Raw genomic sequence first — 12,867 nt, forward strand, 5'->3', positions numbered from 1 at the left:
AGGATCATGGGTTCGTGGGGGCGTGCAGTTCGTTCACCATACTGGGATGGGCCTCTGGGCAACGCTTGAGGATGCACGACTAGTGCCATCCAGTTCAAACGTTCGGCCCCATGGGTTTCAAGGTCTGCCGCAGCCGACCATCAACCTGCAAGCATCCACCGTGCAACGGCTGTCGGGCTTTTCAATCGTCGATTGGAGCGACAGGCGTGTAAATTCGGGCGCCGAAACGCCGCCCGTCCCTCCCGGTGGGCGCTTACGGTCAACGAAAGCACAGCCTGATGAAATCTCGGGGACAGCCGATGAACTCGCCCTCCGTGCCGCGCGGCCTCGTCCGCCTGGCAATTGCCACCGCCGCGCTGGGACCAGGCTGGTGCATCACAGCCCAATCGCAGGCGCTGGTGCCGTTCGATGCGACGCCCGAACGCACCGGCATCACCTACTCGGCCGGGATGACCGTCTCGTCCGACAACAACATCCTCCGGCTGCCCGACGGCGTAACGCCGAACGATCGCAACTCGTCGCTCGGCGCCAAGCGCGCCGACATCACCTACGCGCCCTATCTCGACGTGAATGCGCGCGCCAACGTGAGCCGCCAGCGCTTCGTGGTCGATGCCAACGTGCGCTACAACGCCTACCGCGACTACACCCAGTTCAACAGCACGCTGGTCAACGGCAGCGCCACCTGGTTTTGGCAGCTGGGCAACGAGTTCGACGGCACGCTCATCTATGGCCGCGACGAGACCCAGACCGCCATCGCGAACCAGTCGCAATCGCTGTCGGCGCTGGTCGCCGGGCTCAACCAGCTCCAGACCGACCGGCTCGACTTCGTCGGCAACTACCGGCCGCGCCCCGACCGCCGGCTGACGCTGAGCGCCGGTCACCGCGAGTCGACCAACTCGTCGAGCTCGCTGCGCACCAACGACAACAAGATCTCCACCGTGGGCGTGCAGGCCGGTTACATCAACGGCCGCAACGACGACTTCTATCTGTACGGCACGCTGACCGACGGGCAATACCCGAACCGGGTCATCCTGGTGACCGCGCCGATCGACAACAGTTACACCCAGCGCGAATTCGGCGCCGGCCTCATCTACCGGCCCGGCGGCTTCACCGAAGCCCAGACCAGCATCGGCTGGGCCCGGCGCCATCACGATCAGGTGCCCGAGCGCGACTTCTGGGGCCCGGTCGCCTCGCTGACGCTGCGCTATCAGTTCACCGGCAAGCTGCGCGCCGAGCTGACCGGCGGGCGCAGCGTGAGCGGCACCGATGCCTACGACCGGGTCTATTCGCTGACCTCGTCGCTCGACGGCAAGCTGAGCTACAGCGTCACGCCCAAGGTCACCGCCAATGTCGAGAGCATGTGGCGCCGCGACGATTACCGCGGCGATCCCAACAGCATCCAGTCCAATCTCACCACCCGACCGGCGCGGCTCGACAACTCGCTCCAGCACACGCTGGGCCTGGACTGGCTGCCCTATGACCGCTGGCAGGTCGGCTTCCAGCTCCAGCGCGTCACGCGCAGCTCCAACCTGCTCAATACCGACGGCACGCCGCTGTACGACTACAAGGCCAATGTCGTGATGGTCACGACGCAGTACCGCTTCCGCTGATCGGCTGGCTCAGCCCAGCCCGGCCAGCCGGCACACCAGCGGCGCGAGCAGCAGCAGAAACGGCAGCGACCATGCGTGGAACAGCCAGCCGCTGCCGTGGCGGCCGGCCAGCCTGAGCGCGATCAGATTGGCCAGCGAGCCGGGCGCCAGCCCGAAGCCGCCCACGTTGACCGCGATTGCAAGCGTTTGCCAGTCGTCCGTCAGCCGGGCCAGCAGCAGCGCCGCCGGCACATTGCTGATGAACTGCGACGTGGCGATGCCGAGCCAGTAGAGCCGCGCCGGCGCTTCGACCCCGAGTCCGGCAACGGCAGCGCGCACCGGCTCCAGCCCGGCCAGCAGGCCCAGATCCACGAACATCAGCGCGAAGACCAGGATCAGCCCCCAGTCGGCGCGCGCCAGCAGGCGCCGCCGCAGGAGCGCGAACAGCCCGATCACCAGCGCGCAGGCCAGCGGCGCGCGATGCAGATGGGTGAGCAGCAGAAACGGCGGATAGAGCGCGAGCGCGCCGAACAGCAGCGGCCGGTCGAGCGCCGGCGCCGCGCGCCCCGCCGCGAGTGCCAGCCCCCTGCCCCTGAAAGCGATTGCGGCCAGCGCCAGCAGCAGCGCGCAGGCCAGTGCCACCATCGGCAGCATCGCGAGCATGTAGGCGCCGAAGCCCACGCCGCTGCGCTGCCACAGGAACAGATTCTGCGGATTGCCGATCGGCGTGAGCGCCGAGCCGGCATTGACCGCCAGCGCCTCGAACACCACCAGTCGCGCCACCGGCAACTGCGCCAGCCGGCCGAGCCCGAGCGTGAACGGCACCAGCACGAACAGCGCGACATCGTTGGTCAGCACGGTGGACAACAGCGCCGCCGCCGCGACCAGCCCGAGCGCCAGCGCACGCTCGGTCGGCAGCCGCGCAATCAGCCGCTGGCCGGCCAGATGCAGCCCCTGACTCAGCTCGACGCCCTTGGTCAGCACCAGCAAGCCCGCCAGCGCGGCCAGCGTGTCCCAGTCGATCAGCCCGGGCCAGCGCGCGACCGGCAGCGTGCTGAGCCAGCCGAGCGCCGGCAGCGCCGCGAGCAGCGTCAGCAGCACCGGATCGCGCAGCAGCCGGCCCGCACTGCGCGCCAGGGCGCTCGGCGGCCGCATCACTTGCCGAGCATCGCCTTGAGGTCGGCGAACATCGCGCGCGTGTCGCGCTTTTCCTCGGGCTTCTTCTGCTGCTGCGGCGCGTCCAGCCCCATCTCGGCGATGAAGCGGCTCGGCTCGCAATTGATCGCCGACGCCGCCTTGCCGCGTCCGCGCTTGCGCCGCCGGCACAGGCTCACATGCAGCGAGCGCTGGGCCCGCGTGATGCCCACGTACATCAGCCGGCGCTCTTCCTCGATGCGCGCGACGCCTTCGGGCTCTTCCTCGCCCGGATCGTCGGGCCGGGTGTGCGGCAGCAGCCCTTCCTCGACGCCGACGAGGAAGACATGCGGAAACTCCAGCCCCTTCGACGCATGCAGCGTGGACAGCTTGACCGCGTCGAGGTCCTTGTCCTTGCCGTCCATCATCGAGATCAGTGCAATCGTCTGCGCCACCTCGATCAGCGTGCGCGCCTGGTGGAATTCATCGGCGGCCGCGCGCTTCCTGATCCACTCGACGAACTCCATCACGTTGCTCCACTTGCCCTGGGCGGTGCGCTGGTCGTGCTGGTCGTACAGATAGGCCTCGTAGTCGATCGCCTTGAGCAGCTCCAGCACCAGCGCGCCGACCTGCTCGTCGCCGGTCTCGCGCTCGGCGCGATAGGTGATGCGGTTGATGAAGTCGCCGAACTCGCGGATGTCGTCGAGCTTGCGGCCGAGCCGCTCGTAGGCGCCGGGCAGATAGGCCGCCTCGAACATCGACACCTTGCGTTCGCCGGCATAGCTGCCGAGCGCTTCGAGCGTGGTCGGGCCGATGCCGCGCTTGGGCGTGGTGATCGCGCGGATGAAGGCCGGATCGTCGTCGCCATTGGCCAGCAGCCGCATGTAGGAGGTGAGGTCCTTGATCTCGGCGCGCTCGAAGAAGCTCTGCCCGCCCGACAGCACGTAAGGAATCTTCTCGTTGCGCAGCGCCTGCTCGATCACGCGCGCCTGATGGTTGGAGCGGTAGAGCACGGCGTAGTCGCGGAACTCGGCGCGGCGCTCGAACTTGTGGCCGATGAGGCGCAGCGCGATTTCCTTGGCTTCTTCCTCGTCGGTCTCGTAGACCTTGAGGCTGATCGCGTCGCCGATGCCGTGGTCGCTCCACAGCTTCTTTTCATACACCTTGGGGTTGTGCGAGATGACCGAATTGGCCGCCGCCAGGATGCGCTGGCTGGAGCGGTAGTTCTGCTCCAGCTTGATGACCTTGAGCTGCGCCCAGTCCTTTTCCAGTTGGTGGATGTTTTCGAGCGAGGCGCCGCGCCAGGCGTAGATGCTCTGGTCGTCGTCGCCCACCGCCGTGAAGGCGCCCGACGAGCCGGCGCGGCCGGCCAGCAGCTTCATCAGCGCGTACTGGCAGGCGTTGGTGTCCTGGTATTCGTCGACCAGCAGATAGCGCAGCCGGCCCTGCCAGTGCAGCAGCCGCGCATGGTTCTCGCTGAACAGCCGCACCGGCAGCCGGATCAGATCGTCGAAGTCGACCGCCTGATAGGCGCGCAGCGTGGCGTCGTAGCTGCGGTAGACGCGCGCCGCGATGATCTCGTCCTCGGTGCGCGCCAGCTCGTTGGCCGGCTCGGGGTCGACGAGGCCGTTCTTCCACAGCGAGATCTGGTTCTGGACGCTGCGGATCTGCTTCTTGTCGGTGGTGGCGAGCTGCTCTTGCAGGATGCCGTAGGCGTCGCTCGAATCGAGGATGGAGAAGCTGGGCTTGAGCCCGAGATGCTGGCCCTCGGCGCGCAGCAGCCGCACGCCGAGCGAGTGGAAGGTGCTCACCACCAGCCCGCGCGCCGACTTGCCTTCGGTCTTGAGCAGGCCGTCGGCGCGCTCCTTCATCTCGCTGGCGGCCTTGTTGGTGAAGGTCAGCGCGGCGATCTCGCGCGCCTCGTAGCCGCTGCCGATCAGGTGCGCGATCTTGGCCGTGATGACGCGCGTCTTGCCCGAGCCGGCACCCGCGAGCACCAGGCAGGGACGATCGATCGTGACGACAGCTTCTTGCTGCGGGGCATTGAGCGGGAAGGACATGGAGGCGCGCTTCTGGTTGGCACTCAGCCGCGGATGCGTCCCGGCGGGGCGCGCGACTGGCCGGGCGAGTCTAGCAAGCCGGGTTTGGCGCCCGCCGCCGAAAAAGCCGACCGGCGGCAGGCTGCGGCGCCGTCAGTGCCAGACGCCCCGGGCGCGCAGTTCGCGCTCGATTTCGCGCGCCACGATGCGATGGCCTTCCTCGTTCCAGTGCACATCGCGCGGCCAGAAGTCGAAGCGGCGCGGCTGGCTGGCGTATTCGGCGCGAAAGATCGATTCGAGCTCGATCACGCCAAAGCCGGCCGCTCGCGCTGCGGCGGCGAACTCGGGCAGACAAACGGTATCGGCGGCCGGCGACGGCTTTCCGCCCGGATAGAGCAGCGACCGCTGGCTGTCGAAGACGAGCACCACCTGGGCCGGCACCAATCCGGCCTCGCCCGGAAAGGTTTCGAGGAAATGCCGGTAAATCGGCCGGCATTCGTCGGGCGACATCGGCGCATAGGCGCCGACCACTGCCGCCGGCTCGTGATCGCCGGGCCGGCCGCCCTTGAACACCGGCGTCTGGCCCATCTTGAGATTGCCGCGCAAATAATTGAACAGCGAGGAATGCATGACCGCCGCCTTGACCGGCGAACGCCGCGCTTCGGGCGGCAGATATTGCGGTGGCAGCCATTCCTCGCCATTGCGGCGGTAATTCTCGAAGCCCGTGACCGGCAGCATCGATTCATAAATGTCGTTGCGCGACACCAATACCACTGCGCCCTGCGGCGAATAATGGCGCCGGGCTTCGGCCGCCATGCGGGTGTAAGTCGGCAATTGCGCGCCGCTGGCGCCCAGGTTGTAGATCGCCGGATTGTCGGCGCGCCGGCCGTTGAGCAGACCGTCGATGGTGCGGTCGTCCGGAATCATCATCGCCTGGATATAGCTGTCGCCGAGCAGCGCGACCATCGGCGTGCCGGGCTGGTATTCAAGCGCCGAATGAAAGCCCATGCGATTGATGCGCAGCCGATTGGCTTCGGACAAATCCCATTCGGTCGAATAGGTGGTGGTCACATCGGGTTCCAGACGCGGTCCGCGCCATTCGGGCGTGGCCAATGCACCCCAGGCCACGCGATTGACCGGCAAGGCCGAAAACACCGCCTCGCCCGCCAGCACGGCGGCAATCAGGCCGGCGCCAAGCGCAATTGAAATCTTGATCGCTGAGCGAAGCATGGTCAGAAGTTGAAATAGATGAATTCGGAAACGCCACGCGCGCTGGTGAGAAACACCGCAAAGGCGCACAGCGGCACGACGGCGCCGACAATGAAGGCGGCGCGCCAGCCCAGGCCGCGATTGAGCCCGGAGAAATGGCCGCGCACATATTCGGAAATGGCAATGCTGTTGGGCAGCGCAACGGCAATCAGCAGCAATGCCGCCGTGAGGCCGAGCTGGCGCAGCCCGCCCACCGCCGGCGCATCGACGCAGGCCTGCACATAGCCGCAGCGCAGATAGTCGGCGGCGCTGCCGAGGCCGTTGGCGCCAGCCATGCCCTTGAGGATTTCAAGCGCCACCTCGACCCGCGACGCCCGGAAGAAGACCCAGGCCACGACCACTGCCGCCATGGTCAGCGCCCAGGCGGCGACGGCGTAGGCGCGGCTGCGGAACAGCGGCGCGGCGCCCTTGAGCGGGCCGTCCTTGGCCGCGCGCCAGGCGTGGTTGAGCATGAGATAGGCGCCATGCAGACCGCCCCAGATGACGAAAGTCCAGGCCGCGCCGTGCCACAAGCCACCGAGCAGCATGGTGAGCATCAGATTGACGTAACGCCGCGCCTTGCCCCGGCGATTGCCGCCGAGCGCGATATAGAGGTAATCGCGCAGAAAGCTCGACAGCGAGATATGCCAGCGACGCCAGAAATCGACGATGTTGCGCGCCTTGTACGGCGAATCGAAATTGAACGGCAGCTTCACGCCAAACAAGAGCGAAATGCCGACCGCCATGTCGGAATAGCCGGAGAAATCGAAATACAGCTGGAGCGAATAAGCGATGGCGCCCATCCACGACACCAGCGCGCTGGGTGCAGCCGCATATTGCTGATCGAACAGCACTGCCGCATAGGGCTGAATGCCATCGGAGAGCAGCACTTTCTTGATGAGGCCGAGCGCCACCAGAATTGCGCCCGAGGCGATCACCTCGCCGCGCACGCGATAGGTTTCCTCCTTGGCGAACTGCGGCATCATTTCCGCGTGATGCAGGATCGGACCGGCAATCAGATGCGGGAAATAGGTGACGAACAGCAGGTATTCGAGAAAGCGGCATTCCTTCACCTTGCCGGCGGCGGCATCGACCAGAAATGCAATCTGGGTGAAGGTGAAAAATGAAATGCCGATCGGCAGCAGAATATGCGGCACCGGCAAACCGACTGAAAACACGTCGTTGACCGATTGCGCAAAGAAACCGGCGTACTTGAAGATCGACAGCAATACCAGATCGCCCGTGACGCCCAATGCCACCCAGCCACCGGCCGATCTACCCGCCCCGACCCGCGCCAGAATGCGCAGGCCGCAAAAGTAATTGAACAGGATCGAGCCGAGCAGGATGAATAGCGCGCTCGGCATCCAGTAAGCATAAAAGGCGAGCGAAGCGCCGACCAGCAGGCTGTTGACCAGCCAGGCGCGACGAAACCGTGCGAGCAATCTGAACAGCAGATAGACCGCCGGAAAGAACACAAAGGCGAATTCAGGCGAATTGAATAGCATTCAGATAGCGGAGTGAAAGCAGCAATACCAACGCCGAATAGAAGCGCAGCGTCCCCAATGAATCGTGGGAAATTCTTGCACAGGGCTTTGGAATTGTTGCGATGCAGTGCGAATGACCGGACAACCGGTATTGGCCGCCCGCGTCAGATGTCGATCGGATCGACTTCGAGATGCCAGCGCACCGTGGGCGTGCCGGCCCGGGACTGGCGGCCGACCAGCTGCTGACCGCCAAAGGCGGCGATCCAGCGCGGCAGAAAGGCTTGCAGCCGGGCGCGCTGGCCGGCCTCGACCAGCAGTTGGGCGCGCTCGACATTGGCGATGCGCACCACGCTCATCGGCACCGGATCGAACACGCCGATGCTGTCGTCGCCGAGCGACTGGGCGCAGTCGCGCGCGGCGGCCAGAAAGCCGACCGCATCGGCGAGGTTGCGGCTTTCGGCGCGCAGCACGGCGTGATGGGTGTAGGGCGGCAGTCCGGCGGCCTGGCGCTCGGCCAGCTGGTCGCGCGCGAAGGCGGCGTAGTCGTGCGCGACCAGCGCGGCATAGAGCGGATGGTCGGGCACGCCGGTCTGGACCAGCACGCGGGCGCGCGGCGTGGCGGCGCCGGCATCGGCGGGCTGTACCGCGCGGCCGGCGCGGCCGGCCACCTGCATCAGCTGCTGGAACAGCCGCTCGGGCGCGCGGAAGTCGTGGCTGTAGAGCGCGGCGTCGGCGCCGAGCGCAACCACCAGCGCCACGTTCTGGAAGTCGTGGCCCTTGGCGACCATCTGGGTGCCGAGCAGCACGTCGGCTTCGCCGGCATGCACCTGCTCGAACAGCGCTTCGGCGCTGCCCTTGCGCCGGGTCGAGTCGGCATCGATGCGCAGGATGCGGGCGTCGGGCAGGAGTTCGGCGAGCGATTCCTCGATGCGCTGGGTGCCGCGGCCGAAGGGACGCACGTCCTGGTTGCCGCAATCGGGGCAGGCGCGCGGCACGCGCTGCTCCAGCCCGCAGAGATGGCAGTGCAGCCGACGGTCGGCCTTGTGCCAGACCAGATGCGCCGAGCAGCGCTGGCAGCTGGCGGCCCAGCCGCAGGACGGACAGGACAGCACCGGCGCATAGCCGCGCCGGTTGAGGAAGACGAGGCTCTGGCGGTGGGCGGCCAGGCAGTCGGCGAGCGCGCGCTGCACGTCGGGGCTGAGGCCGCTGGCGGCTTCGTCGAGCAGGCGGAGGGGTGGCGCCTGGGGCCCGGCGGTGGCTTCGGTGGCTTCGGACGTTGGCGTTGGCGTTGGCGCTGGCGTTGGCGCGGGTGCTGGGGGCGCCACTAGCACGGCGCCAGCCGGACGCGCACCGCCGACGATGCAGATCTGCGGCAGCTCCGCGCCAGCGCGGGCGCGCAGCGGCAGGTCGAGCCGGCGATAGCGGCCGGCCTCGGCATTGGCCCAGGACTCGAACGACGGCGTGGCCGAGCCGAGCACCACCGGCGCGCCCAGCTGATGGCCGCGCCACACCGCCAGATCGCGCGCCGAGTAGCGCAGGCCGTCCTGCTGCTTGTAAGAGGCGTCGTGCTCCTCGTCGACCACGATCAGCCCGAGCCGCGGCATGGGCGTGAAGATGGCCAGCCGGGTGCCGAGCACGATGTCGGCGTCGCCGGCCGCAGCGGCCAGCCAGCCGCGCAGTCGGGGCAGCTCGGCCAGCCCGCTGTGCAGCGCGACGATGCGGCGGCCGGGCAGCGCCGCTTCCACCCGCGCCAGCAGTTGCGGCGTGAGATTGATCTCGGGCACCAGCAGCAACGCCTGACGCCCGAGCGCGAGCGCCTGCCGGGCCGCCGCGAGATAGACCTCGGTCTTGCCGCTGCCGGTGATGCCGTGCAACAGCAGCGGCGTGCCGGGCGCGCTCAGCCCGCCCGCGATCGCATCGACCGCCGCGCGCTGATGCGGATTGAGCCGGGCATCGGGATCGGTGGCTGACTCTGCTTTCTGCGGGCTTTCAGTCGAGGGCGAAGTCGGCTTGCCGCGTCGGCGTGGCGCTGCGGCGGGGGGCCGCAACAGCCGGTCGAGGCGCGGATTGCTCCAGGTGCCGTCCTCGCCCTGGCGGTACTGGGCCGCTGCGCGCAGCGATTGCGGCAGCGCCTGCAGGGCCGATTCGCCCTCGCCACGCTGGTAATAGCGCGCGGCAAATGCGATGAGCGCGAGCCAGTCCTCGGGCAGCGGCGGCAGCGCATCGATCACCGCCACGCAATCGCGCAGCCGGGCCGGATCGACGCTGGGCGTGTCGGCGAGCCCGAGCACCACGCCGACCACCTGACTGCGCCCGAACGGCAGCAGCACCAGCGATCCACGTGAAACATTCACGCCCGGCAGCGCGCGGTATTCGAAGCATTCGCGGCTGGGCAGATCGAGGCCGACGCGCAGGATGGTCATCCGCCGCCTCCGGCAGTTGCCGCGAGGCGCGGGACGATTCTGTGGATAACTCTGTGGAAGTGTCTGTGCGCTGGCCGCCGAAGCGATGGCAAATCAAGGGCTTGCGTCACCGCGCTCAAGTAAGGCGATGAATAAAACCCAAGCAAAACAATGGGTTGCAAGTCAAGCCGGCTTACATCGCGGTTTCCGGTCGGCCCGGCTGCGAAGTTGCGGAAATGTGCATAAGTCAAGTCCGGAACTGCCTGTCCCAGCCATGCCATTCGCCGGATGACCGGACGCTGCAAAACGCCAGACCGCCTTGACCTGGGTCTATCAGAGCGACACGAAAGCATGCTGGCGCGACCCAAAACCGGCGACCGACCGGCGCGCGGGCCGGCCGCAGCCGCACTGGCGTAACACGTCGTCACCAATCCACCAGCGCCGGACTGGACTGGCCGGCTTGACGCCGGCCGAGTGACCGCTCCAGACCTCGGGCCGCAGTGCCAGCGCATCAAAGCTGTGGATAACTTTGTGGACACAGCCGGCAGGCAAATCGAAAACGCCGTCAAATCAGTGGCTTGGCGCGGAAGTGCAAAACCGGTTTTTCGCACAATTGCAGAAGAATCAACGACTTGCGTCAGATTCCTCGCCCGGCGGCCGGAGCCGGGCGATGTCGGCACAAACTTGCGGAGATGTGCATAAGTCAAGTTCTGCAATTCGCATCTGGCGAAATCAGCTGCCGTTCGCCCGAATACGCCGACCGTAGTCGTGAACCGCATCGACCAGCGCCGTCACCGCTTCGGGCGGCGTGAATTGCGAGATTCCGTGACCGAGGTTGAACACATGGCCGACGCCGGGTTCGACGATGCCAAAGCTTTCGATCACCTTGGCCACCTCGCCGCGAATCTGGTCGGGGCTGGCGAACAGCGCATTCGGATCGAGATTGCCTTGCAGCGCGCAGCGGTCACCGATGCGGGCGCGCGCCTGACCGAGGTTCACGGTCCAGTCGAGCCCGACCGCATCGCAGCCGGTCGCCGCGATCTGCTCCAGCCACAGCCCGCCGCCCTTGGTGAAGACGATGGACGGGATGCGCCGGCCGTCCCATTCCACATGCAGCTTCTGCACGACGCGCTTCATGTAGGCGAGCGAGAAGCGCTGATACGCGCCCTCGGCCAGCACGCCGCCCCAGGTGTCGAAGATCATCACCGCCTGCGCGCCGGCCTCGATCTGCGCATTGAGATAGGCGGCGACCGCCTGCGCATTGATGTCGAGGATGCGGTGCAGCAGGTCGGGCCGCGAGTACAGCATCGTCTTGATGGTGCGGAAATCGTCCGAGCCGCCGCCCTCGACCATGTAGCAGGCGAGCGTGAACGGGCTGCCCGAAAAGCCGATCAGCGGCACGGCGGCATCGCCGCGCGCCGCCAGTGCGCCGCGAATTTCCTTCACCGCGTCGAACACGTATTGCAGCTTGGCCATGTCGGGCACTTCGAGTGCCGCCACGGCGGCCTCGTCGCGCAGCGGATGCGCGAAGCGCGGGCCTTCGCCCTCGGCGAACGACAGGCCGAGGCCCATCGCGTCGGGCACGGTGAGGATGTCGGAGAACAGGATCGCGGCGTCGAGCGCATAGCGGTCGAGCGGCTGCATCGTCACCTCGCAGGCCAGCGCCGGCGATTGCGCCAGCGCCATGAAGCTGCCGGCGCGGGCGCGCGTGGCGCGGTACTCGGGCAGATAGCGACCGGCCTGGCGCATGAGCCACACGGGCGTGGTGTCGGTCGGTTCGCGCAGCAGGGCTCGGAGAAAGCGGTCGTTCACGGCGGTCGGCGCCCAGGGCGCGGTGAGAGGTTGGCGGCCGGTCAGGCCGGCAGATCGGGCTGCACCGCAACGGCGCGCGCCCAGTAGCCACGGACATGTTCGTCGATATGCCGGCTGGCTTCGGCCGGCATGTCGGTCAGCGCCTGGTGAAAGGCTTGCGCCACCTTCGGATGCCCGGCCCAGACCAGCGCCGCGAGCATGCGCGAGATGCGCCGGAAATTGTGGTTGTACGGCGTGGCCCACTGCCCAGCCCGGCGCACGATCTCGGGTCCGCAACGCAATGCCGGCACGATCAGCGCCGGATCGAGTCGCGCCGCCAGATCGAGTCCGGCCAGCGCCACGAAATCGCCATCGGCGACGAAGCCGAAATAGCTCGTGATCTGCACGAAGCCTTGCAGCATTCCGCGCGTCAGGCCCGGGCGCTGGCGCAGCTCGGCGATGTCGGCGGCGGTCAGCGGCGGCGCCTCGAGATTGAACGCGCTCGGCTCCGGCAACGGAAAAAGCCATTGCACGAAGTCATGCACATGCTCGATGCGGTAGTCGTCATAGCCCAGGATTCGGCCGATGAGCCGACCCTTGTGATCGCCGCCGCTGCCGGCGTGATAGGCGATGAGCGCTGAATCCATGAACCGAGTGTAGAGCCGGGCGGCGCTGCTGCATCGCCGGAAACGACGACGGGCAGCCCGGAGGCCGCCCGTCGAAATCCGCCGGCAGCCGCGTGGGCTGCCCGGTCTTCAGTGACGCTTGTTGCGCAGCTTCTGGATGGCCGCCAACTGGGCCGCCATCACCGCGAACTCCGACTGCGCCTTCGCGTAGTCGATGTCGCTGGCCGCATTGGCCATGGCTTCTTCCGCGCGCTTCTTGGCGTCAGCCGCCTTCGCTTCGTCGAGGTCGTGGCCGCGGATCGCCGTATCGGCGAGCACGGTCACGACGCCCGGCTGCACTTCGAGAATGCCGCCAGCAACGAAGACGAACTCTTCCTCGTTGTTGTCGGCGCGCTCGATGCGCACCGCGCCCGGACGGATCCGGGTGATGAGCGGCGTGTGCTTCGGCAGGATGCCGAGCTCGCCGGCTTCACCGGGCAGCGCGACGAACTTCGCCTCGCCCGAGAAGATCAGCTGTTCGGCCGAAACGACGTCGACGTGAATCGTGGACATGA

General features: G+C 67.3%; 9 protein-coding genes. 1 reads left to right on the forward strand and 8 read right to left on the reverse strand.

Features of this window, described 5'->3' with window-relative positions:
* Nucleotides 1–299: 299 nt before the first annotated feature.
* A complete protein-coding gene (locus tag B9P64_RS17415) occupies nt 300–1,610 on the forward strand; it encodes an outer membrane beta-barrel protein (protein WP_085317275.1) in 1,311 nt (436 codons plus the stop codon).
* A 9-nt stretch (nt 1,611–1,619) separates the two neighbouring features.
* Here B9P64_RS17415 and B9P64_RS17420 read toward each other — a convergent pair whose 3' ends face one another.
* The 8 genes from B9P64_RS17420 to B9P64_RS17455 all read right to left on the reverse strand — a co-directional run bounded on the left by B9P64_RS17420 (nt 1,620) and on the right by B9P64_RS17455 (nt 12,865).
* Complete coding sequence (locus tag B9P64_RS17420; protein WP_085317276.1) at nt 1,620–2,744, reverse strand: SLC13 family permease; 1,125 nt, start codon at nt 2,742–2,744, stop codon at nt 1,620–1,622.
* Complete coding sequence (locus tag B9P64_RS17425; protein WP_085317277.1) at nt 2,744–4,783, reverse strand: UvrD-helicase domain-containing protein; 2,040 nt, start codon at nt 4,781–4,783, stop codon at nt 2,744–2,746. The genes B9P64_RS17420 and B9P64_RS17425 overlap by 1 nt, the downstream gene beginning before the upstream one ends.
* A gap of 132 nt (nt 4,784–4,915) precedes the next feature.
* Complete coding sequence (locus B9P64_RS17430; protein ID WP_085317278.1) at nt 4,916–5,992, reverse strand: hypothetical protein; 1,077 nt, start codon at nt 5,990–5,992, stop codon at nt 4,916–4,918.
* 2 nt (nt 5,993–5,994) lie between these two features.
* The gene (locus B9P64_RS17435; RefSeq protein ID WP_085317279.1) at nt 5,995–7,515 is read right to left on the reverse strand and encodes an MBOAT family O-acyltransferase; all 1,521 of its coding nucleotides are present in this window, start codon (nt 7,513–7,515) and stop codon (nt 5,995–5,997) included.
* 143 nt (nt 7,516–7,658) lie between these two features.
* Nucleotides 7,659–9,917, reverse strand: coding sequence for a replication restart helicase PriA (priA, locus tag B9P64_RS17440; protein ID WP_085317280.1), 2,259 nt, complete (start codon nt 9,915–9,917; stop codon nt 7,659–7,661).
* A gap of 711 nt (nt 9,918–10,628) precedes the next feature.
* A complete protein-coding gene (hemE, locus tag B9P64_RS17445; protein ID WP_328589877.1) occupies nt 10,629–11,708 on the reverse strand; it encodes a uroporphyrinogen decarboxylase in 1,080 nt (359 codons plus the stop codon).
* 41 nt (nt 11,709–11,749) lie between these two features.
* A complete protein-coding gene (locus tag B9P64_RS17450; RefSeq protein WP_085317281.1) occupies nt 11,750–12,334 on the reverse strand; it encodes an opioid growth factor receptor-related protein in 585 nt (194 codons plus the stop codon).
* A 108-nt stretch (nt 12,335–12,442) separates the two neighbouring features.
* Nucleotides 12,443–12,865, reverse strand: a complete 423-nt coding sequence (locus tag B9P64_RS17455; protein ID WP_085317282.1) for a F0F1 ATP synthase subunit epsilon — start codon at nt 12,863–12,865, stop codon at nt 12,443–12,445.
* Nucleotides 12,866–12,867: the final 2 nt, after the last annotated feature.

This window comes from Derxia lacustris, assembly GCF_002105195.1.
In the GTDB taxonomy this organism is placed as follows: Bacteria; Pseudomonadota; Gammaproteobacteria; order Burkholderiales; family Burkholderiaceae_E; genus Derxia; species Derxia lacustris.